Below are 24,267 nucleotides of genomic sequence, written 5' to 3'. Positions count from 1 at the left end.
CGCAGTACTCAGGTGACCGCTCATGAATGATTTACAGATCGACGACATTAAAACCGACGAAAACGCCGCCATGGTGTTGTTGGTGGATGATCAGGCGATGATCGGCGAAGCGGTGCGCCGTGGGCTGTCGAATCAGGAAAACATCGACTTCCACTTCTGCTCCGACCCGCAGCAGGCCATCGCCCAGGCGGTGCGGATCAAACCGACGGTGATTCTCCAGGACCTGGTGATGCCCGGCCTCGATGGCCTGAGCCTGGTGCGCGAATACCGCAATCATCCGGCGACCAAGGACATCCCGATCATCGTTCTCTCGACCAAGGAAGACCCGCTGATCAAAAGCGCGGCGTTCTCCGCTGGCGCCAACGACTATCTGGTGAAACTGCCGGACACCATCGAACTGGTCGCGCGCATTCGCTACCACTCGCGGTCCTACATGACATTGCTGCAACGCGACGCCGCGTACCGAGCGTTGCGGGTCAGCCAGCAGCAATTGCTCGACACCAATCTGGTGCTGCAACGGCTGATGAACTCCGATGGCCTGACCGGGCTGTCCAACCGACGGCACTTCGACGAGTACCTGGAACTGGAGTGGCGCCGTTCGCTGCGTGATCAGACGCAGCTGTCATTGCTGATGATCGACGTCGATTACTTCAAGTCGTACAACGACAGTTTTGGCCACGTTGAAGGCGACGAAGCCTTGCGCAAGGTCGCCACGGCGATCCGCGAGGCCAGTGCGCGACCGTCGGACCTGCCGGCGCGTTACGGCGGCGAGGAGTTTGTGCTGGTGCTGCCGAACACTTCGCCGGGCGGCGCGCGGCTGTTGGCCGAGAAACTGCGCCAGACCGTGGCGGCGCTGAAAATTCCGCATAACACGCCGGCCGAGGGCTCCAGTCTGACCATCAGCATTGGTCTGGCGACCATGGTGCCGCAGGCGGGCAGTGATTGCCGGCTGCTGATTTCGGCGGCGGATCGCGGCTTGTATCTGGCCAAGAACAATGGGCGCAATCAGGTCGGGATCGAGTAACGGCCGTTGCCCTCACCCCAGCCCTCTCCCGGAGGGAGAGGGGGCCGACCGAGGTGTCTCGGGCCAGACATCGACCTGAGAGATCGCAGCGATTATGGATCTTCAGGCTTGGCGATCACGGATTCGGTGAAGCCATTCTATTCTGCGTATGTTTCAAATATCCCCCGATCGGTCCCCTCTCCCTCCGGGAGAGGGTTAGGGTGAGGGCAGCAATCTCGGCCCATTCACCGCCAGACGGGCTGCCGCGACAGCCTGTTTACGTTATACTCGCCGGCTTTCAAAAGTTCGCCAACGAGTGCTGCCCGTCATGGAAATCAACCCGATCCTGAACACCATCAAGGACCTGTCCGAGCGCTCCGAAACTATTCGGGGGTATCTTTGACTACGATCAAAAGCATGAGCGTCTGACCGAGGTCAATCGCGAGCTTGAAGATCCGAGTGTCTGGAACAAACCTGAATACGCCCAGGAGCTGGGCCGCGAGCGTGCCGCGCTGGCGCAGATCGTCGACACGCTCGACGAACTGAACGGCGGTCTGGCCGATTGCCGCGACCTGCTGGACATGGCCGTCGAAGAGAACGACGAAGGCGCAGTGGGCGATGTCGTCGCCGAGCTGGCCCGTCTCGAGGAAAATCTGGCCAAGCTGGAATTCCGCCGCATGTTCAGCCATGAAATGGACCCGAACAACGCCTACCTGGACATCCAGGCCGGTTCCGGCGGTACCGAAGCGCAGGACTGGGCCAACATCCTGTTGCGCATGTACCTGCGCTGGGCTGACAAACGCGGTTTCGACGCGACCATCATGGAACTGTCCGCCGGTGAAGTCGCCGGGATCAAGGGCGCGACCGTGCACATCAAGGGCGAATACGCCTTTGGCTGGCTGCGTACCGAGATCGGCGTGCACCGTCTGGTGCGCAAGAGCCCGTTCGACTCCGGCAACCGTCGCCACACCTCGTTCTCCGCTGTTTTCGTCTCGCCAGAGATCGATGACAAGGTGGAAATCGAAATCAACCCGGCAGACCTGCGGATCGACACCTATCGTTCCTCCGGTGCCGGTGGTCAGCACGTAAACACCACCGACTCGGCCGTACGTATCACCCACGTACCGACCAACACCGTGGTCAGCTGCCAGAACGAGCGTTCCCAGCACGCCAACAAGGACACCGCGATGAAAATGCTGCGGGCCAAGTTGTACGAGCAGGAAATGCAGAAGCGCAATGCGGCCTCGCAGGCGCTGGAAGACACCAAGTCGGACATCGGCTGGGGTCACCAGATCCGCTCTTACGTGCTCGATGCCTCGCGGATCAAGGATCTGCGTACCAACATCGAACGCAGCGATTGCGACAAGGTGCTCGATGGCGACATCGATGAGTACCTGGAAGCGAGCCTGAAATCCGGCCTGTAACACCCTCTGTGGGAGCGGGCTCGCCCGCGATCCCCAGCCGAAGGCTGGGGGCAACGAACCTGATGGAATACTTAAAGACATGAGCGACCTACAACTCGACCCGCAAGCCCTGCAACAGGAAGAAAACTCCCTGATCGCCCTGCGCAAGGAAAAGCTTGCTGCCGAGCGCGCCAAGGGCAATGCCTTCCCGAACGACTTCCGCCGCGACAACTACTGCGATGCCTTGCAGAAACAGTACGCGGACAAGACCAAGGAAGAGCTGGCAGAGGCTGCAATCCCGGTCAAGGTTGCCGGTCGCATCATGCTCAACCGTGGCTCGTTCATGGTGATCCAGGACATGACCGGACGCATTCAGGTCTACGTCAACCGCAAGACGCTGTCCGAAGAAACCCTGGCTGCGGTGAAAACCTGGGACATGGGCGACATCATTGCTGCCGAAGGCACCCTGGCGCGTTCCGGCAAAGGCGACCTGTACGTTGAAATGACCAACGTGCGCCTGCTGACCAAGTCGCTGCGCCCGCTGCCGGACAAGCACCACGGCCTGACCGACACCGAACAGCGCTACCGCCAGCGCTACGTCGACCTGATCGTCAACGAAGACGTGCGCCAGACCTTCCGCGTGCGTTCGCAAGTGATCGCGCACATCCGCAGCTTCCTGATGAAGCGCGACTTCCTCGAAGTCGAAACGCCGATGCTGCAGACCATTCCCGGCGGCGCCGCAGCCAAGCCGTTCGAAACTCACCACAACGCGCTGGACATGGAAATGTTCCTGCGTATCGCGCCTGAGCTGTATCTGAAGCGTCTGGTGGTTGGTGGTTTCGAGAAAGTCTTCGAGATCAACCGCAACTTCCGTAACGAAGGCGTTTCGACTCGTCACAACCCTGAATTCACCATGTTGGAGTTCTATCAGGCGTACGCCGATTACGAAGACAACATGGATCTCACCGAGGAACTGTTCCGCGAGCTGGCGCAGCTGGTGCTGGGCAGCACCGACGTGCCGTACGGCGACAAGGTGTTCCACTTCGGCGAGCCGTTCGTGCGTCTGTCGGTGTTCGACTCGATTCTCAAGTACAACCCTGAGCTGACCGCCGATGATCTGAACGACATCGACAAGGCTCGCGCTATCGCCAAGAAGGCCGGCGCCAAGGTGTTGGGCTTCGAAGGTCTGGGCAAACTGCAGGTGATGATTTTCGAAGAACTGGTCGAGCACAAGCTGGAGCAGCCGCACTTCATCACTCAGTACCCGTTCGAAGTGTCGCCGCTGGCCCGTCGCAACGACGAAAACCCGAACGTCACCGACCGCTTCGAGCTGTTCATCGGTGGTCGTGAAATCGCCAATGCCTACTCCGAGCTGAACGACGCCGAAGACCAGGCCGAGCGCTTCATGGCGCAGGTGGCCGACAAGGACGCCGGTGACGACGAAGCCATGCACTACGACGCCGACTTTGTCCGTGCGCTGGAGTACGGCATGCCGCCAACCGCCGGTGAAGGTATCGGCATCGATCGCCTGGTGATGTTGCTGACCAACTCGCCGTCGATCCGCGATGTGATCCTTTTCCCGCACATGCGACCGCAAGCGTAAACGTTTCAGTTGAAAAGCCGCCTAAAACAGGCGGCTTTTTATTGCCTGTCTGGTACAAATGTATCAATTGGTTAATTTGCAAATAGCAGAGGAAGTGCTGTCGTGATGGGTGCAATAGCTCAAGAAGGTGCAGCGGGTATCGCCACTGCGGTCGCTGAAAGTGTTCAGTACCAGGGCCGCAAGGCCAGCCGACAGGGCAGTGAGCAGCGTCGCCAGGACATTCTCGACGCCGCGATGCGCATTGTCGTGCGCGACGGCGTGCGTGCCGTGCGCCATCGTGCTGTCGCGGCGGAGGCCGGCGTGCCGCTGTCGGCGACCACGTATTACTTCAAGGACATCGATGACCTGCTCACCGATACCTTCGCCCAATACGTTGAACGCAGCGCGGCGTACATGGCCAAGTTGTGGATCAATAATGAAGGGCTGCTGCGCGAAATGGTGGTCAGCGCCGACGGCAGCCCGGAGTCGCGCTCGCAATTGGCCGATGACATCGCGCGGTTGATGGCCGATTACGTGCACCGGCAACTGATCAACCGCCGCGAGCATCTGATGGCCGAACAGGCGTTCCGCCAGGAAGCGCTGCTCAACCCGCGTCTGGCCATTCTGGTGCGCTCGCACCAGCAGATTCTGTTGCAGGGCACCTGCCAGTTGTTCCAGGTACTGGGCTCGCGTGAACCGCAGCAGGATGCCAAGGTGTTGACGGCGATTATCGGCCGGATGGAATATCAGGGCCTGCTCAATGACGCCGAGCCATTGGCCGAAGAGAACATGCTCGGGATTCTGACGCGGTATATGCACCTTGTATTGGCGTCGGTGTAACACAATGTCGTCCGTCTGACGCCGATCCCCCTGTAGGAGCTGCCGAAGGCTGCGATCTTTTGATCTGCTTTTAGAAGACCAAGGTCAAAAGATCGCAGCCTTCGGCAGCTCCTACAGGGAGCCCGCGCCCAGTCATTCAAAGCGTCACGTTTTCTACAGGAGTTTCGGGTGGACGATTACCAGCAGACGATACGCATGTTGTCCGATCGCATTGTGCTGGCGCAGACGCCGATCCGCGTGCTCGATGCGGTCAAGTGGGACGACAACGTGCGCAAGGGTTTTCTCAAGGCCAAAGGCAAGGAAATGCCGGCGGTGGATCGCGACTACTACCTCAACCGCCCGCTGTCGTTCGATTCGAGCCAGGTCAAACTGGAATTTCAGAACATCGAGCGCGACATCACCCGCCAGCTCGGCCAGTTCAACCCGGTCGGGCAGATCATGCGGCGCATGTGCAAGGAATACCGCATGGTGGTGCGCATGCTCGAGGCGCGCGGCACCGAGGACTTCGGGCTGATCTCGCAAGAGTTGTACGGCGCGGCGTCCGATGCCTTCCACGCCGGTGACCCGACCCTCGCCGACCTCGGCCTGATGATGTCCGACTACCTGAATAACATCGACGGGCGCGGCGATCTGAAGGACGAGCCGAAGATCCTTACCGCCAAAGACGCGGTGCACCTGCTGCAAACCCGACTGAACAAGGTATTCGGTGAGGCCGAAGAAACCATTCGCGTGTTCGAGTCCGACGGCATCGTCGCCGACGCCGCGGCGGGCGCCGACTACATCAAGATCCGCACGGATGCGCTGTTCAACGACCGCGACGTGCGCGCACTGGAAGTCCACGAAGGTCTGGTGCACGTCGGCACTACGCTCAATGGCTTGAACCAGCCGATCTGCACGTTCCTGTCCAAAGGCCCGCCCTCGTCAACGGTGACCCAGGAAGGGCTGGCGATCCTGATGGAAATCATCACCTTCGCTTCTTACCCGAGTCGCCTGCGCAAACTGACCAACCGCACCCGTGCGATTCATATGGTCGAGGAGGGCGCCGACTTTTTGCAGATCTACGAATTCTTCCGCGAGCAAGGTTTCGAGATGGCCGAAAGCTACGGCAACGCCAGCCGGGTTTTCCGTGGCTCGACGCCGACCGGTCTGCCATTCACCAAAGACTTGTCCTATCTCAAGGGCTTCATCATGGTTTACAACTACATTCAGTTGGCCGTGCGCAAGGGCAAGCTCGAGCAGATTCCGCTGTTGTTCTGTGGCAAGACCACACTGGAAGACATGCGAACCTTGCGGCAACTGGTGGATGAAGGGCTGGTGGTGCCGCCGAAATATCTACCGGATCAGTTCCGTGACTTGAATGCGTTGTCGGCGTGGATGTGTTTCTCCAACTTCCTCAACCATTTGAGCCTGGACCGGATTGAGGCGGATTACTCCAATATCCTCTAGACCCAGCACCGAACCCCTTGTGGGAGCGAGCCTGCTCGCGAATGCGATTTCACCTTCAACATTGATGTCGGCTGATACACCGCTTTCGCGAGCAGGCTCGCTCCCACAGGTTTGATTTGTGTTCAGTTCTCTTCTTTGCGAGGTTTCACCGGATGAGAATCCTCGGCATCCTTTGCCTGCTCTTGACCCTCGGCGGTTGCAGTTCGCTGCTGTTCTACCCTGAACCGGGCCAGATCTTCACCCCGGACAAAGCCAAACTCGAATACCGCACTGTCACTCTGAACACCGCTGATGGCTTGAAGCTCAACGCCTGGTGGCTGCCAGCCAAACCTGGTGTTGAGGTCAAAGGCACGGTCCTGCATCTGCACGGAAACGGCGGCAATCTGCCGATGCATCTGGGCGGCAGCTGGTGGTTGCCGAAGAATGGCTATCAGGTACTGCTGGTCGACTATCGCGGTTACGGTTTGTCCGAGGGCAAGCCGAGCCTGCCGGCGATCTATCAGGACATCGACGCCGCGTTCGCCTGGCTCGACAAAGCGCCCGAGGTCAAAGGCAAACCGCTGGTGCTGCTCGGGCAGAGCCTCGGCGGCGCGATGTCGGTGCATTGGCTGGCGCAGCACCCGGAACGGCAAAAACAACTCAAGGCCCTGGTGCTGGATGGTGTGCCGGCCAGTTATCGCAGTGTCGGCCAATTCGCCCTCAGCACTTCGTGGCTGACCTGGCCGTTGCAGGTGCCGCTGTCGTGGCTGGTGCCGGATGGCGACAGCGCGATCAACTCGATGGCGCAGCTGACCGGCGTGCCCAAGCTGATCTTCCACAGCATCGACGATCCGCTGGTGCCGATGGCCAACGGCATTCGCCTGTATCAAGCGGCGCCGCCGCCGCGGGTGTTGCAGCTGACCCGTGGCGGTCATGTGCAAACCTTCGGCGACCCGGTGTGGCGTCAGGTCATGCTGCGCTACCTTGATGATCCCGAACACTTCGACGGCCTGCGCCGCCTCGGCGAAATCCCCAACTATCCGCCGCCCCCGAATTCCGAAGATGAGACCCCGCAATGACTGAAGAACGTAATGCCATCCCGCTGATCATCACCGGTATCTGCAGCATCCTCGGCACCGTCGGGGCGCTGTGGTACTACGGCTACCTGCACTTTGCCAAGCCGGAGGATGCATTGCTGCTCAGCGAATTCACCATGCTCAAGACGGTGCCGGGCGAGGACTACAAAGTCTCGCTGACCCCCGCGCCGCAAGTGGCGCAGTGCATTGATGGTGTGCTGGTGTTGTTTGATACCGAGCAGAAAGGGTTGACCGGTGTGTTGATCAATGGCCAGAAAAAGGCTGTGCGGTGTATGGGCGAAGAGACCCCGCAGAAGCTGGAGGAGTGATTCTGCAGGTTCAGCCCTCACCCTAACCCTCTCCCAGAGGGAGAGGGGACTGACCGAGGTGTTTGTTTAAGCTAAGTCGACCTGATCCATTGCGCCGAACACAAGTTTTGAAAGCGACACAAATCGGCTCCCTCTCCCTTGGGAGAGGGCTGGGGTGAGGGGCTACGATGTCTGCTCCCACAAAAAAGCCCCGCCTGATCAACTCAGGCGGGGCTTTTGCGTTACCGGGTGGAGCTTAGTTCGAGCTCACCGAAGAACGCGGTGCTACTGGCTGGTTGTCGTTGGAAATGGTCACTTCCACACGACGGTTCATCGCACGGCCCGAAACGCTGCCGTTATCCGCTACCGGGTATTCCTTGCCATAACCCTGAGCGACGATGCGCGAAGGGTCGACGCCCATCTTGATCAGGGCCATCTGCACGGAAGTCGCGCGACGCTCGGACAGCGACTGGTTGTAGCTCGCGGTGCCCGTGCTGTCGGTGTAACCCTCGACGATCACTTTGCGATCCGGGTTTTCCTGGAGGAATTGCGCCAGTTTGTTGATGTTCACCAGGCCGCTGGATTTCAGATCAGCCTTGTTGGTGGCGAACAGCACGTCACCGAAAGTCACCAGCGTACCGCGATCGGTCTGCTTGGCGTTGAGGCTGTCCTGCAGCTGTTTGATCTGCTGGTCACGGGCATCCAGACGAGCCTGGGCGCGTTGCGCGGCGGCGTTTTTCAGGTTGTTTTCAGCGGTGCGCAGAGCGATGGTCTGCTTGGCCACTTCCACGCGCTGGTTGGTCAGGTAAGCCAGTTGGTCAACCTTGGCTGCATCTTCTTTGTCCAGATAAGCCTTGTCGGCCTTGTCCAGGTAATCGCTGGCGTCTTTGGTTTCCAGTGCCGCGACTTTGCTCGCCTGTGGGTTGGCCTGCAGGCCGGCGTAGTTGGTGCGCGCCTGTTCCAGGTTCGGGTTAGGCGGTGTGGAGCAGGCTGCCAGTGCAACGCTTGCGGCCAGAAGAGCGGGAATCATCAGTTGCTTACGCATAATTTTTCGTCCTTTCTATCGGTAAGAGTTTCAGCTTTGCGGTCGGGATGCGCGCTTACTGCACAGTGCGCTGGCTTTCCTGACGCAGTTCCTGAACACCTTTCTGGGAATCCTTCACAGCCTGTTCGGCCTTGGCGGCCTGAGCCTTGCGTTCAGCGACGCGAGCGTCCCATTCAGCCTGTTCGGACAGGCGACGGGCTTCGTCATACTTCTTGTCGTGCATGGCGATTTCAGCTTGTTTCAGCTTGTCCTGAGCCTGCTTCATTTCCACCGCAGCGAATTCGGTACCGCCAGCGCTGACGGCGCTGTTGACGGCCGATTGGGTCACGGCGTACTGCTCGGTCGGTGGGTTACCGGCGCAACCGGCCAGTACGAAGCTGGTGCCGATGGCCAGAGCGGCCAGTTTCAGACCGCGCAGGTGGGAAAACGAGGTTTGGGTTTTCATGGTCTTCAACTCCATTAGGCATCTCCTGAAAATACAACTGAATCCATCCTGGCAGAGGAGGCGAAAGCATCGCTTGTAGACGCGAATTGAAACGCTCGTTCCAGGCGTGGTTACCTGTTCCGACCGGCGGCATTTTTGAAAAGTTCAGAAAAGATGGCCTATCGCCAAAAATTTAATTGACCGTTTGGACAAGGCTCTGGGGCGGGAACTTTGGGGCTTTGGAGCGGTACGCGCGGGTGTATTTTGTCTGTTGATAAACCAATTTGCGAACTGGAATACAGCCTATGTGGGAGCGAGCCTGCTCGCGAATGAGATGTGTCAGTCAGCGCAAATGCTGAATGAAAATCCGCATTCGCGAGCAGGCTCGCTCCCACGGTTTTGATGTGTGTCGAGTCAGTGCTTCTGCTTGTTCTCAGCCGAGGACAGATCATGCAAATGCCGTCGCGACAACGCCAGAAAACGCGGCGTCGGACCGACATCCTCATACAACGGATCACCTTCCTCATCCGTCGCCACCACTGTTGAACCCTTCACATACGGCAGGCTCGCTTCGAACTCCTCAAGCGCGGCGCCGATCAGCTCACCGAGCAGTTCCTCGGGGTGACGCTTGGGGTACATTTCGGCAATCGCCGCCAGCCTTGCGGCGGCTTCGACGTCCAGATGAATCGTGTAGCCGGTGTCGGTCAGGCGACCTTTGGCGTTTTCTTCCCAATGCTGGGCGAGTTCACGAATTTTCATGATGACCTCATTTAGCGCCTGCTGATGGCAGGCCTGGGTGAGTGTCCGGCAGCGCCGGCGGCGGGCCGTCGTACGGCTTACTGTTGAGACTAGCTTTCGCCGGCAAGGTTTAAAGTCAATTCGTCGCCTGCTTGTAAGAAGCGGCGCAGAGCGGCACTCTCTGGCAAAGCATTCGTTTCTGCGCTGTCCCCGATTACCGCTGGAGAACTGCTGATGACCGATATTGATGCACGCTTGCGCGAGGATGTTCACCTGCTCGGAGAGCTGTTGGGCAACACCATTCGAGACCAGTACGGCGAGGCGTTCCTCGACAAGATCGAGCAGATTCGCAAAGGCGCCAAGGCCGACCGGCGCGGCTCGATGGACGCTGAACTGAGCGCCAGCCTCAATCAATTGAGTGAAGACGAATTGCTCCCGGTCGCGCGGGCCTTCAATCAGTTTCTCAACCTGGCGAACATTGCCGAGCAGTACCAGCTGATCCATCGCCGCGAGGAGTCGCAACCGGCGCCGTTCGAGTCGCGGGTGTTGCCGGAACTGCTCGCGCGCCTGCGCAGCGAAGGGCACAGCGCCGAATCTCTGGCCCGGCAACTGGCGCGGCTGGAAATCGAACTGGTGCTGACCGCGCACCCGACCGAAGTGGCGCGACGCACGTTGATCCAGAAGTACGACGCGATCGCCGCGCAACTGGCCGCTCAGGATCATCGCGACCTGACCAGCGCCGAGCGCGAGCAGATCCACAGCAAACTGCAACGGCTGATCGCCGAAGCCTGGCACACCGAAGAAATCCGCCGCACCCGCCCGACGCCGGTCGATGAAGCCAAGTGGGGCTTCGCGGTGATCGAGCATTCGTTGTGGCAGGCAATCCCCAACCATATGCGCAAGGCCGATCAGGCGCTGTTCGCCGCCACGGGCCTGCGCTTGCCGCTGGAAGCCGCGCCGATCCGCTTCGCTTCGTGGATGGGAGGCGACCGTGACGGCAACCCCAATGTCACCGCCGCCGTCACTCGCGAAGTCTTGCTGCTGGCGCGCTGGATGGCCGCTGACTTGTACCTGCGCGATGTCGATCATCTCGCTGCCGAACTGTCGATGCAGCAGGCCAGCGATGCGCTGAAGGCCAAGGCCGGCGACAGTGCCGAACCCTATCGCGCGGTGCTCAAGCAACTGCGCGAACGCCTGCGCGCCACACGCAACTGGGCGCATGCCGCGTTGACTGCGCCGACCCCGGCAACCGCCGATGTGCTGCACGATAATCGCGACCTGCTCGAGCCTTTGCAGTTGTGTTTCAACTCGCTGCACGAGTGCGGCATGGGCGTCATCGCCGACGGGCCGTTGCTCGATTGCCTGCGTCGGGCGGTGACGTTCGGCCTGTTCCTGGTGCGCCTCGATGTGCGTCAGGATTCGACCCGGCACAGCTCGGCAATGACCGAAATCACCGATTACCTCGGCCTTGGCCGTTATGAAGATTGGGATGAAGAACAGCGCATCAACTTCCTCACCGAGGAGCTGAGCAACCGTCGCCCTTTGCTGCCCGCGCATTTCAAACCGTCGGCGGACACCGCCGAAGTGCTCAACACCTGCAAGGAAATCGCTGCCGCGCCCGCTGCGTCGCTGGGCTCCTACGTGATCTCCATGGCTGGCGCGGCTTCCGATGTGCTCGCGGTGCAACTTCTGCTCAAGGAATCCGGCGTACTGCGGCCGATGCGCGTGGTGCCGCTGTTCGAGACCCTCGCCGACCTCGACAACGCCGGGCCGGTGATGGAACGTCTGCTGCTGTTGCCGGGCTATCGCGCGCGTTTGCACGGCCCGCAGGAAGTGATGATCGGCTATTCCGACTCGGCCAAGGATGCCGGCACCACCGCTGCGGCGTGGGCGCAATATCGCGCGCAGGAGCGTCTGGTGGAAATCTGCCGCGAACAGCAAGTCGAACTGCTGCTGTTCCACGGTCGCGGCGGCACCGTGGGGCGTGGTGGCGGTCCGGCGCACGCGGCGATTCTGTCGCAGCCGCCGGGCTCAGTGGCGGGTCGTTTCCGTACTACCGAACAGGGCGAAATGATTCGTTTCAAATTCGGCCTGCCGGACATCGCCGAGCAAAACCTCAATCTGTATCTGGCCGCCGTGCTCGAAGCGACCTTGCTGCCACCGCCGCCGCCGACTCCGGAATGGCGCCATCTGATGGACGAATTGGCGGCGGACGGTGTCAGCGCTTACCGCCAGGTGGTGCGGGAAAATCCGCAATTCGTTGAGTACTTCCGTCAGTCGACGCCGGAGCAGGAGCTGGGACGTTTGCCTCTGGGCAGTCGCCCGGCCAAACGTCGCGCCGGCGGTATCGAAAGCCTGCGGGCGATCCCGTGGATTTTCGGTTGGACCCAAACCCGATTGATGTTGCCGGCCTGGCTGGGCTGGGAGACGGCGCTGAGCAAGGCGCTGGAGCGCGGCGAAGGTGAGTTGCTGGGGCAGATGCGCGAACAATGGCCGTTCTTCCGCACCCGTATCGATATGCTGGAAATGGTTCTGGCCAAGGCTGATGCGGATATTGCGCAGTCCTACGACGAGCGTCTGGTTGAAGCTGATCTGCTGCCGTTGGGCGCGCAGTTACGCGACCTATTGTCGCAGGCATGCACCGTCGTGCTCGGTCTGACCGGGCAGTCGCAGCTGCTGGCGCACAGCCCGGACACCCTCGAATTCATCCGCTTGCGCAACACCTACCTCGACCCGCTGCATCTATTGCAGGCGGAACTGTTGGCGCGTTCGCGGCAGCAGGATGTCGAGCAGGGCAGCCCGGTGGAACAGGCGCTGCTGGTGTCTGTGGCGGGGATTGCCGCCGGATTGCGCAATACCGGCTAAGGTTGCTGAGCACCTCTGGCGGCATTTGCGACAAGGGTCGGATGCCGCTTCTCCTGCCGTAGGAAAGTGCCGCGAGGCGACAGTTATTGATGGGGTTGCGACTTGGGTTACCGCGTCGCAAGGTCACGGCGGGCGTCGGTTTCTCCGACTTTTGGCGTCTTGTGTGGGCGCAGCCTGCTGTGTATCTTGATCAGCCTTTGGCCGTTTGTGCGGCCACGACCCGTATTTTCAGGATCCGCCGGTTACGAGCGAATCCTTTGTTTTGTAAAGCTTTTATATAAAAAATTGAGGAGCACATCGATGCGCGTCATTCTGCTGGGAGCTCCCGGGGCCGGTAAAGGTACTCAGGCAAAGTTCATCACCGAGAAATTCGGCATTCCGCAAATCTCCACCGGCGACATGCTGCGTGCTGCGGTCAAGGCTGGCACTCCACTGGGCGTGCAAGCCAAGAGCATCATGGATGCCGGCGGCCTGGTGTCGGATGACCTGATCATCGCGCTGGTCAAGGACCGCATCGCTCAACCTGATTGCGCCAACGGTTTCCTGTTCGACGGCTTCCCGCGCACCATTCCGCAGGCTGAAGCGCTGGTCACTGCCGGTGTCGAGCTGGATGCCGTGGTCGAGATCGCTGTAGAAGACGAAGAAATCGTGCAGCGTATTGCCGGTCGCCGTGTCCACGAAGCCAGTGGCCGCGTTTACCACATCATCTACAATCCGCCGAAACTGGCTGGCAAGGACGACATCACCGGCGAAGAGCTGGTGCAGCGCAAGGACGATACTGAAGAAACCGTGCGTCATCGCCTGTCGGTCTACCACTCGCAGACCAAACCGCTGGTGGAGTTCTACCAGAACCTTTCCGCCAAGAACGGCGGCAAGCCAAAGTACAGCCACATCGAAGGCGTTGGTTCGGTTGATGCAATCACCACCAAGGTGCTGGCCGCGCTGAGCTGAAAAGTCTGATCGGCTGCATCATCCACGGCCCGCTTGCGGGCCGTTGTTGTTTATACTGACGCACTTTTTCCCACCCCTGTTTTGGAAACATCGATGAGCACCTTGCTGGCCCTGGACACCGCGACTGAAGCTTGCTCCGTTGCCTTGCTGCATGACGGCAAGGTCACGAGCCATTACGAGGTGATCCCGCGCCTGCATGCGCAGAAGCTGCTGCCGATGATTCAGCAATTGCTCGCCGATGCCGGCACCACGCTGCAAGCGGTCGACGCGATTGCTTTCGGCCGTGGCCCGGGCGCGTTTACCGGTGTGCGCATTGCCATTGGTGTGGTGCAGGGTTTGGCCTTTGCTCTGGATCGTCCGGTGTTGCCGGTATCCAACCTTGCCGTGCTGGCCCAGCGTGCCTTTCGTGAACATGGCGCAAGCCAGGTCGCGGCTGCGATCGATGCGCGGATGGATGAAATGTATTGGGGCTGCTACCGCGAGACGGCGGGGGAGATGCGTCTGGTTGGTGCCGAAGCCGTGTTGCCGCCGGAAGTCGCCGCGTTGCCCGCTGATGCCAGTGGCGATTGGTTCGGTGCCGGTACCGGTTGGGGTTACGGCGAGCGCATCGCGGTCAATCTGAGCGGCTCCGACGCCGGCATGCTGCCCCACGCCGAAGACCTGCTGACCCTGGCGCGTTTCGCCTGGGAGCGCGGTGAGGCGATCCCGGCAGATGACGCGCAGCCGGTTTACTTGCGCGATAAAGTTGCCACCCCCAAAGCCCGCTGATACGACACTTTCTCCTGTGGGAGCGAGCCTGCTCGCGAAGGCTTCTGGTCAGTCAATGCATGTGTTGAATGTGCTGAACCCTTCGCGAGCAGGCTCGTTCCCACAGGTTCGCGGTCACATACAAATATCGCCAATCGTCAGTTTCTGCCCCCTCGCTTAAAACCTTTTGCGCTTTATGTGTTCTAGTTATCACTCGGCGGTTTGCTAAGTCGGTCAAGTGCCGCTAAATTGCCATCATTGATACCGAGCATGACATTATGCGTATAGACGGCGTTTCCACTCAGTCCTACCCCATCAAGCGCAAGCCGCGTAAAGGCAATGCGGCGCTGGATGAGTCCGTCGAGATCATCGACGGCGAGCTGGAATTCCCGAGCGAAGAGCAGTTGGCCGCCCGTGCTGCCCAAGCTACCGCGCAACGCCTGAGCAACCTGCCTGCCCGTCAGCAAGACATGATCTACCACCGCGCGATGAAGAAAAGCGTAGCCATGGCCCTGGCCAGCTACCTGAGCACCGCCGGTTTTGTCGATTGGGACGCAGACGTGCTGGGCCTCGATCTGTATATCTGATGGATCTGCCTTACTACCTCGGTTGCCCGTCCTGGAGCGAAAATGCCTGGCGCGAGTATCTGTATCCGGTAGACGCAAAAACCTCCGACTTTCTCGCTCTCTACTGCCAGGTGTTCAACGCCGTCGAAGGCAACACCACCTTCTACGCCAGCCCGTCGCCAGCCACTGTGCAACGCTGGGCCGAGATCATGCCGGCGCACTTTCGCTTCACTGCCAAATTCCCCGGCGACATCAGCCACAGCGGCGACTTGCGCGAGCAACTGACCGCTGCCGAAACCTTCCTGCAATTACTCAAGCCGTTAGGCGAACGTGTTTCGCCGCTGTGGCTGCAACTGTCGAAAAGCTTCACGCCGCAGCGTCTGCCGGAGCTCGCGGCGTTTATCGATGCACTGGATTGCCCGCTTGCGGTCGAGGTGCGCAATGAACAGTTCTTCGCCAAGGGCGAGAGCGAGCGTCTGCTCAATCGTCTGTTGCTGGATCGCGGTGTCGAGCGCATCTGTCTCGACCCGCGCGCGCTGTTCAGCTGCTTGTCGACCGAGTCCTCGGTGATCCACGCGCAGTCGAAAAAGCCGCGAGTGCCCACCCGTCCGGCGGCGTTCACGCAGTTTCCGCAGGTGCGCTTCATCGGCCATCCCGAGCTTGAGGCCAACGATGCGTTTCTCGTGCCGTGGGTGGCGAAGATTGCTGAATGGATCGAAGAGGGGCGCACGCCCTACGTCTTTCTGCATACCGCCGATAACCTGTTGGCAGCGAAACTGGCGCAGCGTTTTCACTCCCAACTGATGCAACGTTTGCCTGGCTTGCCCGCGCTGCCTGAGCTATACAGAGAACCCGCCGCCGAGCAGCTTGGCTTGCTCTGAGGCGGGTTTTTTCTGCCCGGGAGGCCGTCGATGAACGTCCAAGTCAGTCAACAGCAACGCCTCAAAGCCCAAGCCTTCAAAGCGCTGCATGATCGCCAGGCGATCTTCGTCATCCCTAATCCGTGGGATGCCGGCTCGGCGAAGATGCTCGCCAGTCTCGGTTATCAGGCCTTGGCCACCACCAGCGCTGGTTACGCGTTTTCCCAAGGCAAGCCTGATGGCGCGTTGAATCTCGACGAGACCCTGGCCAATGTCCGGGCGATTGTCGCAGCGACGGATCTGCCGGTGGCGGTGGATCTGGAAAACGGCTTTGCCGATGATCCGGTCGAGTCTGCGCAGAGTCTGTTGCGCGCCGCCGAAGCGGGCGCGGTGGGCGGGTCGATCGAGGACGCTTCGGGACGTCCGGACGCGCCGATCTATTGCTTCGAACACGCCGTTGCACGGATTGAAGCCGCTGTCGCGGCGGTGCGCACCCTGCCGTTTCCTTTCGTCCTCACCGCTCGCGCGGAAAATTACCTGCACGGCAACCCCGATCTTGACGACACCATTCGCCGCTTGCAGGCATTCGCCGAAGCGGGTGCCGACGTGCTCTATGCGCCGGGTTTGCGCAGCGCCGAAGAAGTGCGCGCAGTGGTGCAAGCGGTGGCGCCGAAACCGGTCAATGTGTTGATGTCTGGCGGTTTGAAACTGACCGTGCAACAGCTCGAGGAACTGGGCGTCCGGCGGATCAGCACCGGGTCGGCACTGGCGCTGGCGGCGTTCGGCGAGTTCTTCCGCGCGGCTGAGGAAATCCAGCAATCCGGCACCTTTGGCTTCACGTCACAGTCGATGCCGTATGCCAAGGCCAATCAATTCTTCAAGGACTGAGCATGGGACGTTGGCTGTTCTGGGGGGTGTTGCTCGCGATCGCTGGTGGCGCGGTGAGTGTCTGGCGTGGCTGGCTGGACGTGCCGCCGCAGTGGAATGCGTGGGCGCCATTGGACATAAAAGCCGCGCCCAACTGGCTCACCGGTTACAAACTCATGCGCCTGCGCAGTGATCCCGAGCTTTGCGCACAGGCATTGAGCAGCTCGGATCTGCGCGTCAGCCCCCAGGCCGACAGCCCCGGCGCCAAGTGTCCGCTGGTCGGTGCTCTGCGGGTGCAGGGAGGTGGAGTGGCGCTGAGCAGCAGTTTCATTGCCAGTTGCCCGCTGGCGGTGGCCTACGCGATGTTCGAACACCACACCCTGCAACCGGCCGCGCAATCGGCTTATGGCCAGAAGATCGCGCGTGTCGATCACCTCGGCAGCTTTGCCTGTCGCAATGTCTACAACCGTGAGAGCGGTGCCCTCAGTCGACATGCCAGTGCCGACGCGCTGGACATTGCCGGTTTCCGTCTGGCTGGCGGACGCACGATCAGCGTGCTCAGGGATTGGCCCAAGCAAAACCAGGACGCAGAGTTTCTCCGCCAGCTGCGTGACGGCGCCTGTGAGTCATTCAGTGTGGTGTTGAGTCCGGACTACAACGCCGCCCATCGCAATCACTTTCATGTCGATGTCGGGCGCTGGAGCGTGTGTCGCTGAGGATCAGGCGGCGAGGCGCAGGTTCTGCAGAACGATCGGGCGAGCCCAGCCATTATCGAAGTCCAGAGCTTTCTGCTGCTCGACGATTTCTTCCGGCGGGAACGGCGGGTAAGGCTTCTGCAGCAAGTCCAGATCGAACTCGGCAATCGGCAGGTACAGCGGACGTTTCTGCGGCGCAGGGCCTGGCTCCGGCACTGGCTGGCCATTGTTGATCACAATCGGGCGTACCCAGCTGCTGTCGAAATCCTGTTGCTCTTGCTGGGCTTTGAGCTCTTCCGGCGGGAACGGTGGGAACGGCTTGTCCAGCAGCTCCATTTCGAACTCGGCGATCGGCAGGAACAGCGGCTCCGGCGGGCGAACCTGGGTTTCGACCACGTCGCACTCACGCTGGCTGACGATGTGCGCGTGCAGCTCGCTGCCAACGGTCGGTTCTTCCGGGCTGTTCAGGTCAACCGGTGGAAACGTGCCACAGGCAGGCACCACTTCACTCGTCTGTTCGGCCAGGGCCTGGGCAAAGAAATCCTGCCACAGGTGACTGACGCCGCTCAGTGCTTGAGTGTTATGACGGCTGAAGTCGCCATGGGGCGAAACGTAGCCAATCGATGTGGGAAGAATGCCTGACATTTTTTTCGGTTGACGCTCAGCTCTGGCAAAATGCGCGTTGAATGGTTTATCGGCGGTTTTTGTCGATCCTTAACTTTTTTGAGCGTTTTTTCATGATCGAGTCACCCGCGGCCTGCCGCATCCATGTCCAGGCCCTCGCCCCGACGTTTCAAGCGCAAGCCGCACACTGGGCCGAACGTCTCGGCCTGCCGCTCGGCGAGGCCGAGGGTGAGGGTGAGTTCGCCTTGCAGGTCGGCGAGCAGGGTTTGCAGTTGCAGCAGCTTGGCCCGGATGCGCCTGGACCGGTGCGGGTCGACTTCGTCGAAGGCGGCGCGGCGCATCGTCGTTTGTATGGCGGCGGCAGCGGCCAGATGATTGCCAAGGCTGTCGGCATCGCCCAAGGCGTGCGCCCGCGCGTGCTGGATGCCACGGCGGGCTTGGGCAAGGATGCATTTGTGCTGGCCAGTCTCGGTTGTGAAATGAGCCTGATCGAGCGTCAGCCGCTGATCGGCGCACTGCTTGAGGACGGCTTGGCGCGGGCGGCGGAAGATTTCGACGTGGCGCCGATCGTGGCGCGGATGAAATTGCTTAAGGGCAACTCCATCGAAGTGATGCGCAGTTGGGAAGGGGAGGCGCCGCAGGTGATCTATCTCGACCCGATGTTCCCGCATCGCGAGAAAACCGCGCTGGTGAAAAAGGAAATGCGCCTGTTCCGCCCGCTGGTCGGTGATGATCCGGATGCACCGGCCCTGCTTGAAGCGGCGCTGGCCTTGGCCACGCATCGGGTGGTAGTCAAACGCCCGCGCAAGGCGCCGTGCATTGAAGGGACGAAACCGAGCCATGCGCTGGATGGCAAATCGAGCCGGTATGACATTTATCCGAAGAAAGCGCTGAAGCCCTGAGACCGCGTCGCCCCATTCGCGAGCAGGCTCGCTCCCACAGTAGGAAATGCATTCCAGTGTGGGAGCGAGCCTGCTCGCGAAGCGGTCTGCACAAGCACCGCAAAACTGTCAGGGTTTGTAAGCCCGCATAAACAACCCCACCACCTCCCGCACATGCCGCTCCGCTGCTTCTCCAGTCAGCGGCTCGCCGCAGCCATACAACAAACGAAAATTCCCCGCCCCTTTGATCAGGCAGAAGAAGTGCTCGGCGGCGTTGCGTGGCTGGTCGATGCTCAGCGCGCCGGTTGCATGGATTTTCGCCAGCAGACCTTCCATGCCGTTGACCACGCGCTCTGGGCCGGCCTCGAAGAAGATCAGCGACAGCTTCGGATCCTGACTGCCCAGCGCCATGATCAGGCGGTGCAGGTTCACTGATTCATCGCTGTTGATCAGTTGGTGAAAGCCCCGGGCAATGTTCAGCAATACATTTTCCACCGCGATGCCGTCCGGCAATTCGAAGAACAGCGGCGGCAATTGTTCCTCGCATTTCGCGACGACGGCAGCGGAGAACAGCGTCTCCTTGTCGTTGAAATGGCTGTAGACCGTCAGCTTCGACACGCCCGCCTCGCTGGCCACCGCGTCCATGCTGGTGTTGGCGTAGCCATGGCAGAGAAACAGGGTTTTCGCCGCATCCAGGATCGCCTGGCGCTTGGCCAGATCCTTGGGGCGGCCCGGGCCGTTTGGAGCTGAAAGATTGTTCGACATTCTTCGCTTTTAATACTGGACTGGTGAGTTTGCTATTAATACCATACCCGCCAGTATAAATATTCCAAGCCTCATTCGCGAAAGGTCCGTCACCATGTTCCGCCATGCGTTGTCCTTTGCCGTGCCAGTCAGTCTGGCGTTCCTGTTATCGGCGTGCGGTCAGGAAGAGGTGACCAAGGTCACCGTACGCCCGGCCATGGTGGTACAGCCCGAGCCTTCGGCGCAGGCGATGGAAAGCTATCCGGGCGAGGTTCGCGCCCGGTATGAGCCTGATCTGGCGTTCCGCATTGGCGGTAAAGTCAGCCGACGACTGGTCGACGAAGGCCAGCGCGTCAAAGCCGATCAGCCCTTGGCCGAACTTGATCCGCAGGATGTGCGCCTGCAACTGGAAGCCACCCGCGCGCAGGTCGCCGCCGCCGAGGCCAATCTGAACCTGGTCCGCGCCGAACGAGATCGCTATAAAACCCTGATGGATCGGCAGATGGTCAGCCGCTCGGCCTACGACAACGCCGAAAATCTATATCGCTCCGGCGAAGCCCGCCTTAAACAAATCAAAGCTGAATTCAACGTTTCGACCAACCAGGCCAGTTACGCGGTGCTGCGTGCGCCACAGGACGGTGTGGTGGCCAAGCGTTCGGTGGAAGTCGGTCAGGTGGTCGCTGCCGGGCAAACCGTGTTCACCCTCGCCACCGATGGTGAGCGCGAAGTGTTGATCAGCCTGCCGGAGCAAAGCTTCGGCCGCTTCAAGGTTGGTCAGCCGGTTACCGTGGAATTGTGGGCACAGCAAAGTCAACGCTTCGCTGGGCAGATCCGCGAGTTGTCGCCGTCCGCCGACCCGCGCTCACGCACTTTTGCCGCGCGTATCTCGTTCACCAGCGGCAAAGTGCCGGCTGAACTGGGGCAGAGCGCCCGGGTGTTTGTGCAATCGGCTGACAGTGTCTCGCTGTCGATACCGCTTTCCGCGCTGACCGCTGAAAACGGCGCGACCTACGTCTGGGTGGTCAACGGCAACAACACGTTGAAGAAAACCCCGGTGCGGGTCGGTCCGTTCGGCGAGAAAAGCGTGGCGGTGCTCGAAGGCTTGAATGCCAGCGACTGGGTAGTGGCTGCCGGCGTTCATGTGCTGCTCGACGGCCAGCAGGTGCGGCCGGTGGATCGCTCCAACCGTGTGGTCAATCTGGCGAACAAGGAGTAAGCCCCAATGCGCTTCAACCTCTCCGAATGGGCGTTGCGTAATCGCCAGATCGTGCTGTTCCTGATGCTTTTGCTCGCCGTTGTCGGCGCGTTGTCCTACACCAAACTCGGCCAGAGCGAAGACCCTCCGTTCACTTTCAAGGCGATGGTCATCCAGACCCGCTGGCCCGGTGCGACCGCGCAGGAAGTCTCGCGCCAGGTTACTGAACGGATCGAAAAGAAACTGATGGAAACCGGCGAGTACGAACGCATCATGTCGTTCTCCCGCCCCGGTGAATCCCAGGTGACCTTCATCGCCCGCGACTCGATGCACTCCAAGCAAATCCCCGATCTCTGGTATCAGTTGCGCAAGAAGGTCGGCGATATCCGCCAGACCTTGCCGCCGGGAATTCAAGGGCCGTTCTTCAACGATGAGTTCGGCACCACCTTCGGCAATATCTACGCATTGACCGGTGACGGTTTCGACTACGCCGTGCTCAAGGATTACGCCGACCGCATCCAGATTCAGCTGCAACGGGTCAAGGACGTCGGCAAGGTCGAACTGCTTGGGTTGCAGGACGAGAAAATCTGGGTCGAGCTGTCCAACGTCAAACTCGCCACCCTCGGCTTGCCGCTGGCGGCGGTGCAGCAGGCACTGGAGGAACAGAATGCGGTGTCCACTGCGGGGTTCTTCGAAACCGGCAGCGAGCGCTTGCAGCTACGCGTCTCGGGGAATTTTCAGACAGTCGATGAGATAAAGAACTTTCCGATCCGCGTCGCCGATCGTACGTTCCGTATCTCCGATATCGCCGATGTGCGTCGCGGTTTCAGCGACCCACCGGCGCCGCGCATGCGTTTCATGGGCGACGATGCGATCGGTCTGGCCGTGGCTATGAAGGATGGCGGCGACATTCTGGTGCTGGGCAAGGCGCTGGAGGGCGAGTTCTCGCGGATCCAGAAAAACCTCCCGGCCGGCATGCAGTTGCGCAAGGTGTCCGATCAGCCGGCAGCGGTAAAAACCGGCGTCGGCGAGTTCGTCCAGGTGTTGGTCGAAGCGCTGGCGATCGTCTTGCTGGTGAGCTTCTTCTCCCTCGGCGTGCGCACTGGCATGGTCGTAGCGCTGACCATTCCGCTGGTGCTGGCGATGACCTTCGCCTGCATGTATTACCTCGGCATCGGCCTGCACAAGATTTCCCTCGGTGCGCTGGTGCTGGCGCTGGGTCTGCTGGTGGACGATGCGATCATTGCCGTGGAAATGATGGCGATCAAAATGGAGCAGGGTTTTGACCGCATTCGCGCGGCGAGTTATGCCTGGACCAGCACTGCATTCCCGATGCTTACCGGCACGTTGATCACCGCCGCCGGTTTCCTGCCGATTGCCACTGCGCAGTCCGGAACCGGCGAATATACCCGCTCGATTTTCCAGGTGGTGACCATTGCCTTGCTCGCCTCATGGGTGGCGGCGGTCATGTTCGTGCCGTATCTGGGGGAAAAACTCCTGCCGGATCTGGCGAAAATTCATGCGGCGAAACACGGCACAGGCGATGGTCAGCCGGACCCCTATGCGACGCCGTTTTATCAGCGCGTCCGGCGTCTGGTGGAGTGGTGCGTGGCGCATCGCAAGACGGTGATCGTGCTGACCGTGGGCCTGTTCATTGCCTCGGTGATGCTGTTCCGATTCGTCCCGCAGCAGTTCTTCCCGGCTTCGAACCGGCTGGAGTTGATGGTCGATCTGAAACTGGCCGAAGGCGTTTCTCTGGCCAATACCACCAGCGAAGTCAAACGCCTCGAAGCGCTGCTCAAGGAGCACGCCGGCATCGACAATTACGTGGCCTACGTCGGCACCGGCTCGCCGCGTTTCTACCTGCCGCTGGATCAGCAACTGCCGGCGGCGAGTTTTGCCCAGTTCGTGGTGCTGGCAAAAACCATCGAAGAGCGTGAAGCGCTGCGCAGCTGGTTGATCGAAACCCTCAACGAACAGTTCCCGGCCCTGCGTTCGCGGGTCACCCGTTTGGAAAACGGCCCGCCGGTTGGCTATCCGGTGCAGTTCCGCGTTACCGGTGAACACATCGAAGAAGTCCGTGCGTTGGCGCGCAAAGTGGCGGCAAAGGTTCGCGAGAATCCGCATGTGGTCAACGTGCATCTGGACTGGGAGGAGCCGAGCAAAGTTGTCTACCTGAACATCGACCAGGATCGCGCCCGCGCCCTCGGTGTGAGCACCGCCAATCTGGCGAAATTCCTGCAGAGTTCGCTGGTCGGCTCGACCGTCAGCCAGTACCGCGAAGACAACGAATTGATCGAGATTCTACTGCGCGGCACCGTGCACGAACGCACTGAATTGTCATTGTTGCCGAGCCTGGCGGTGCCGACGGATAACGGTCGCAGTGTGGCGTTGTCGCAGATTGCCACGCTGGAATACGGCTTCGAGGAAGGCATCATCTGGCACCGCAATCGGCTGCCGAACGTGACGGTGCGCGCCGACATTTACGGCAAGGAGCAACCGGCGACGCTGGTCAAGCAGATCATGCCGACGCTGGACCCGATTCGCGCCGAATTACCCGATGGTTATCTGCTGGATGTCGGCGGCACGGTGGAGGATTCCGAGCGCGGGCAGAAGTCGGTGAATGCCGGGGTGCCGATGTTCATTGTCGTGGTGCTGACCTTGCTGATGGTGCAGTTGCGCAGTTTCTCGCGCACGGCGATGGTGTTTCTGACGGCGCCGTTGGGCTTGATCGGGGTGACCCTGTTTCTGATGGTGTTCCGGCAGCCGTTCGGGTTTGTGGCGATGCTCGGGACCATCGCATTGTCCGGGATGATCATGCGCAATTCGGTGATTCTGGTCGATCAGATCGAGCAGGATATTGCTTCGGGGCTTAAGCCTTGGCAGGCGATTATCGAGGCGACGGTGCGGCGCTTCAGGCCGATTGTGTTGACGGCGCTGGCGGCGGTGCTGGCGATGATTCCGCTGTCGCGCAGTGTGTTTTTCGGGCCGATGGCGGTGGCGATCATGGGCGGGCTGATTGTGGCTACGGCGCTGACGCTGTTGTTTTTGCCGGCGTTGTATGCGGCCTGGTTTCGGGTGCGTAAGGAGGCTTGAGGTTTTTGTGTCGTGGCGGCCTTCGGGCCGACCATGACTTTGGGGTATTGGGTGTATATCCGTTGCTGTGGGTGTTGCGGCTGGCGGTTTCGCCCTTACGGCGAGGCACTTTTTCCAGACGCCGAAAAAGTACCCAAAAAGGCTTGCTCCTGCGTTCGGCCCTCGCAGGCTCGGGTTCCTTCGCTGCGGGATCGATTCGGGCGCAGCGGCTACGGTTTGCTTCGCTGCACCTCCTTCCGCTGTGTCTGGCTGCGCCAGACGGTCGCTGCGCTCCCACGCCCGGATCAATCCCTCCACTCAGCCTTCCGACGTCGCCGGTGGATCAAGATCAA

General features: G+C 60.6%; 22 protein-coding genes. 17 read left to right on the top strand and 5 right to left on the bottom strand.

Annotated elements, in window-relative coordinates; translation table 11 throughout:
- Positions 1-22: 22 nt before the first annotated feature.
- The 7 genes from AC0Z5Z_RS09355 to AC0Z5Z_RS09325 all read left to right on the top strand — a co-directional run bounded on the left by AC0Z5Z_RS09355 (position 23) and on the right by AC0Z5Z_RS09325 (position 7,658).
- Positions 23-1,024 (top strand): response regulator, encoded by a 1,002-nt coding sequence (locus AC0Z5Z_RS09355; protein ID WP_041478162.1) that lies wholly within the window; start codon positions 23-25, stop codon positions 1,022-1,024.
- Positions 1,025-1,331: 307 nt separating this feature from the next.
- Positions 1,332-2,427 (top strand): peptide chain release factor 2 gene (gene prfB / locus AC0Z5Z_RS09350; protein ID WP_099758102.1). Its coding sequence is split into 2 segments (ribosomal slippage): positions 1,332-1,403 and positions 1,405-2,427, totalling 1,095 coding nucleotides; the frame shifts between segments, so codons are not numbered across the junction.
- A 79-nt stretch (positions 2,428-2,506) separates the two neighbouring features.
- The gene (gene lysS, locus AC0Z5Z_RS09345; RefSeq protein WP_024011743.1) at positions 2,507-4,009 is read left to right on the top strand and encodes a lysine--tRNA ligase; all 1,503 of its coding nucleotides are present in this window, start codon (positions 2,507-2,509) and stop codon (positions 4,007-4,009) included.
- Positions 4,010-4,114: 105 nt separating this feature from the next.
- Positions 4,115-4,828 (top strand): TetR/AcrR family transcriptional regulator, encoded by a 714-nt coding sequence (locus AC0Z5Z_RS09340; protein ID WP_252885431.1) that lies wholly within the window; start codon positions 4,115-4,117, stop codon positions 4,826-4,828.
- Positions 4,829-5,023: 195 nt separating this feature from the next.
- Complete coding sequence (locus AC0Z5Z_RS09335; RefSeq protein ID WP_166554750.1) at positions 5,024-6,274, top strand: flavohemoglobin expression-modulating QEGLA motif protein; 1,251 nt, start codon at positions 5,024-5,026, stop codon at positions 6,272-6,274.
- A 152-nt stretch (positions 6,275-6,426) separates the two neighbouring features.
- Positions 6,427-7,332: an alpha/beta hydrolase gene (locus AC0Z5Z_RS09330; RefSeq protein ID WP_252868859.1), complete on the top strand. Its 906-nt coding sequence runs from the start codon at positions 6,427-6,429 to the stop codon at positions 7,330-7,332.
- Positions 7,329-7,658: a PA3694 family proteiin gene (locus tag AC0Z5Z_RS09325; protein ID WP_150636283.1), complete on the top strand. Its 330-nt coding sequence runs from the start codon at positions 7,329-7,331 to the stop codon at positions 7,656-7,658. Before AC0Z5Z_RS09330 ends, AC0Z5Z_RS09325 begins: the two co-directional genes overlap by 4 nt.
- Positions 7,659-7,893: 235 nt before the next feature.
- Here AC0Z5Z_RS09325 and lptF read toward each other — a convergent pair whose 3' ends face one another.
- From lptF to AC0Z5Z_RS09310, 3 genes are all read right to left on the bottom strand, one after another.
- Positions 7,894-8,682 carry a lipotoxin F family OmpA-related lipoprotein LptF gene (gene lptF / locus AC0Z5Z_RS09320; RefSeq protein WP_024011746.1) on the bottom strand — a complete coding sequence of 263 codons (789 nt, stop codon included), beginning with the start codon at positions 8,680-8,682 and terminating at the stop codon, positions 7,894-7,896.
- A gap of 55 nt (positions 8,683-8,737) precedes the next feature.
- A complete protein-coding gene (locus tag AC0Z5Z_RS09315; RefSeq protein ID WP_024011747.1) occupies positions 8,738-9,142 on the bottom strand; it encodes a DUF4398 domain-containing protein in 405 nt (134 codons plus the stop codon).
- A gap of 378 nt (positions 9,143-9,520) precedes the next feature.
- Positions 9,521-9,865: a hypothetical protein gene (locus AC0Z5Z_RS09310; RefSeq protein WP_016771500.1), complete on the bottom strand. Its 345-nt coding sequence runs from the start codon at positions 9,863-9,865 to the stop codon at positions 9,521-9,523.
- A gap of 213 nt (positions 9,866-10,078) precedes the next feature.
- Here AC0Z5Z_RS09310 and ppc point away from each other — a divergent pair, with 213 nt between their 5' ends.
- The 7 genes from ppc to AC0Z5Z_RS09275 all read left to right on the top strand — a co-directional run bounded on the left by ppc (position 10,079) and on the right by AC0Z5Z_RS09275 (position 17,416).
- A complete protein-coding gene (ppc, locus tag AC0Z5Z_RS09305) occupies positions 10,079-12,709 on the top strand; it encodes a phosphoenolpyruvate carboxylase (RefSeq protein ID WP_485610979.1) in 2,631 nt (876 codons plus the stop codon).
- Positions 12,710-13,009: 300 nt separating this feature from the next.
- A complete protein-coding gene (gene adk, locus AC0Z5Z_RS09300; RefSeq protein WP_076566076.1) occupies positions 13,010-13,660 on the top strand; it encodes an adenylate kinase in 651 nt (216 codons plus the stop codon).
- 93 nt (positions 13,661-13,753) lie between these two features.
- Positions 13,754-14,428: a tRNA (adenosine(37)-N6)-threonylcarbamoyltransferase complex dimerization subunit type 1 TsaB gene (tsaB, locus tag AC0Z5Z_RS09295; RefSeq protein WP_485610978.1), complete on the top strand. Its 675-nt coding sequence runs from the start codon at positions 13,754-13,756 to the stop codon at positions 14,426-14,428.
- A gap of 257 nt (positions 14,429-14,685) precedes the next feature.
- Positions 14,686-14,994 carry a hypothetical protein gene (locus AC0Z5Z_RS09290; RefSeq protein ID WP_016771497.1) on the top strand — a complete coding sequence of 103 codons (309 nt, stop codon included), beginning with the start codon at positions 14,686-14,688 and terminating at the stop codon, positions 14,992-14,994.
- Positions 14,994-15,854 (top strand): DUF72 domain-containing protein, encoded by an 861-nt coding sequence (locus tag AC0Z5Z_RS09285; RefSeq protein ID WP_236168075.1) that lies wholly within the window; start codon positions 14,994-14,996, stop codon positions 15,852-15,854. The genes AC0Z5Z_RS09290 and AC0Z5Z_RS09285 overlap by 1 nt, the downstream gene beginning before the upstream one ends.
- Before the next feature lie 30 nt (positions 15,855-15,884).
- Positions 15,885-16,721, top strand: a complete 837-nt coding sequence (locus AC0Z5Z_RS09280; RefSeq protein WP_252877511.1) for an isocitrate lyase/PEP mutase family protein — start codon at positions 15,885-15,887, stop codon at positions 16,719-16,721.
- Between the two features lie 2 nt (positions 16,722-16,723).
- The gene (locus AC0Z5Z_RS09275) at positions 16,724-17,416 is read left to right on the top strand and encodes an extensin-like domain-containing protein (protein WP_252877512.1); all 693 of its coding nucleotides are present in this window, start codon (positions 16,724-16,726) and stop codon (positions 17,414-17,416) included.
- A 3-nt stretch (positions 17,417-17,419) separates the two neighbouring features.
- Here AC0Z5Z_RS09275 and AC0Z5Z_RS09270 read toward each other — a convergent pair whose 3' ends face one another.
- Entirely contained in the window at positions 17,420-18,040 is a 621-nt protein-coding gene (locus tag AC0Z5Z_RS09270) for a hypothetical protein (protein ID WP_056783179.1), read from the bottom strand.
- 92 nt (positions 18,041-18,132) lie between these two features.
- Between AC0Z5Z_RS09270 and AC0Z5Z_RS09265 the strand changes: the two genes are divergently transcribed.
- Complete coding sequence (locus AC0Z5Z_RS09265) at positions 18,133-18,921, top strand: class I SAM-dependent methyltransferase (RefSeq protein WP_406228373.1); 789 nt, start codon at positions 18,133-18,135, stop codon at positions 18,919-18,921.
- 108 nt (positions 18,922-19,029) lie between these two features.
- Here the strand turns inward: AC0Z5Z_RS09265 and AC0Z5Z_RS09260 are convergent, their stop codons facing one another.
- Positions 19,030-19,665, bottom strand: a complete 636-nt coding sequence (locus tag AC0Z5Z_RS09260; protein WP_024011757.1) for a TetR/AcrR family transcriptional regulator — start codon at positions 19,663-19,665, stop codon at positions 19,030-19,032.
- A 94-nt stretch (positions 19,666-19,759) separates the two neighbouring features.
- Between AC0Z5Z_RS09260 and AC0Z5Z_RS09255 the strand changes: the two genes are divergently transcribed.
- Together AC0Z5Z_RS09255 and AC0Z5Z_RS09250 are read left to right on the top strand one after the other, a co-directional pair.
- Positions 19,760-20,860, top strand: a complete 1,101-nt coding sequence (locus AC0Z5Z_RS09255; protein ID WP_252877513.1) for an efflux RND transporter periplasmic adaptor subunit — start codon at positions 19,760-19,762, stop codon at positions 20,858-20,860.
- A gap of 6 nt (positions 20,861-20,866) precedes the next feature.
- Positions 20,867-23,935 carry an efflux RND transporter permease subunit gene (locus AC0Z5Z_RS09250; RefSeq protein ID WP_041478146.1) on the top strand — a complete coding sequence of 1,023 codons (3,069 nt, stop codon included), beginning with the start codon at positions 20,867-20,869 and terminating at the stop codon, positions 23,933-23,935.
- The last annotated feature ends 332 nt before the right edge of the window (positions 23,936-24,267 follow it).

Source organism: Pseudomonas sp. 1L-E-NC-VB-C3, from assembly GCF_057291535.1.
The sequence above is the reverse complement of the archived record's forward strand: the minus strand, read 5'-3'. Positions and strand labels throughout refer to the sequence as shown.

Excerpts from the sequence above, each read along its gene's own strand:
- AC0Z5Z_RS09355 (WP_041478162.1), top strand. The coding sequence starts at position 23 with ATGAATGATTTACAGATCGACGACATTAAAACCGACGAAAACGCCGCC.
- lysS (WP_024011743.1), top strand. The coding sequence starts at position 2,507 with ATGAGCGACCTACAACTCGACCCGCAAGCCCTGCAACAGGAAGAAAAC.
- AC0Z5Z_RS09340 (WP_252885431.1), top strand. The coding sequence starts at position 4,115 with ATGGGTGCAATAGCTCAAGAAGGTGCAGCGGGTATCGCCACTGCGGTC.
- AC0Z5Z_RS09335 (WP_166554750.1), top strand. The coding sequence starts at position 5,024 with ATGTTGTCCGATCGCATTGTGCTGGCGCAGACGCCGATCCGCGTGCTC.
- AC0Z5Z_RS09330 (WP_252868859.1), top strand. The coding sequence starts at position 6,427 with ATGAGAATCCTCGGCATCCTTTGCCTGCTCTTGACCCTCGGCGGTTGC.
- AC0Z5Z_RS09325 (WP_150636283.1), top strand. The coding sequence starts at position 7,329 with ATGACTGAAGAACGTAATGCCATCCCGCTGATCATCACCGGTATCTGC.
- lptF (WP_024011746.1), bottom strand. The coding sequence starts at position 8,682 with ATGCGTAAGCAACTGATGATTCCCGCTCTTCTGGCCGCAAGCGTTGCA.
- AC0Z5Z_RS09315 (WP_024011747.1), bottom strand. The coding sequence starts at position 9,142 with ATGGAGTTGAAGACCATGAAAACCCAAACCTCGTTTTCCCACCTGCGC.
- AC0Z5Z_RS09310 (WP_016771500.1), bottom strand. The coding sequence starts at position 9,865 with ATGAAAATTCGTGAACTCGCCCAGCATTGGGAAGAAAACGCCAAAGGT.
- ppc (WP_485610979.1), top strand. The coding sequence starts at position 10,079 with ATGACCGATATTGATGCACGCTTGCGCGAGGATGTTCACCTGCTCGGA.
- adk (WP_076566076.1), top strand. The coding sequence starts at position 13,010 with ATGCGCGTCATTCTGCTGGGAGCTCCCGGGGCCGGTAAAGGTACTCAG.
- tsaB (WP_485610978.1), top strand. The coding sequence starts at position 13,754 with ATGAGCACCTTGCTGGCCCTGGACACCGCGACTGAAGCTTGCTCCGTT.
- AC0Z5Z_RS09290 (WP_016771497.1), top strand. The coding sequence starts at position 14,686 with ATGCGTATAGACGGCGTTTCCACTCAGTCCTACCCCATCAAGCGCAAG.
- AC0Z5Z_RS09285 (WP_236168075.1), top strand. The coding sequence starts at position 14,994 with ATGGATCTGCCTTACTACCTCGGTTGCCCGTCCTGGAGCGAAAATGCC.
- AC0Z5Z_RS09280 (WP_252877511.1), top strand. The coding sequence starts at position 15,885 with ATGAACGTCCAAGTCAGTCAACAGCAACGCCTCAAAGCCCAAGCCTTC.
- AC0Z5Z_RS09275 (WP_252877512.1), top strand. The coding sequence starts at position 16,724 with ATGGGACGTTGGCTGTTCTGGGGGGTGTTGCTCGCGATCGCTGGTGGC.
- AC0Z5Z_RS09270 (WP_056783179.1), bottom strand. The coding sequence starts at position 18,040 with ATGTCAGGCATTCTTCCCACATCGATTGGCTACGTTTCGCCCCATGGC.
- AC0Z5Z_RS09265 (WP_406228373.1), top strand. The coding sequence starts at position 18,133 with ATGATCGAGTCACCCGCGGCCTGCCGCATCCATGTCCAGGCCCTCGCC.
- AC0Z5Z_RS09260 (WP_024011757.1), bottom strand. The coding sequence starts at position 19,665 with ATGTCGAACAATCTTTCAGCTCCAAACGGCCCGGGCCGCCCCAAGGAT.
- AC0Z5Z_RS09255 (WP_252877513.1), top strand. The coding sequence starts at position 19,760 with ATGTTCCGCCATGCGTTGTCCTTTGCCGTGCCAGTCAGTCTGGCGTTC.
- AC0Z5Z_RS09250 (WP_041478146.1), top strand. The coding sequence starts at position 20,867 with ATGCGCTTCAACCTCTCCGAATGGGCGTTGCGTAATCGCCAGATCGTG.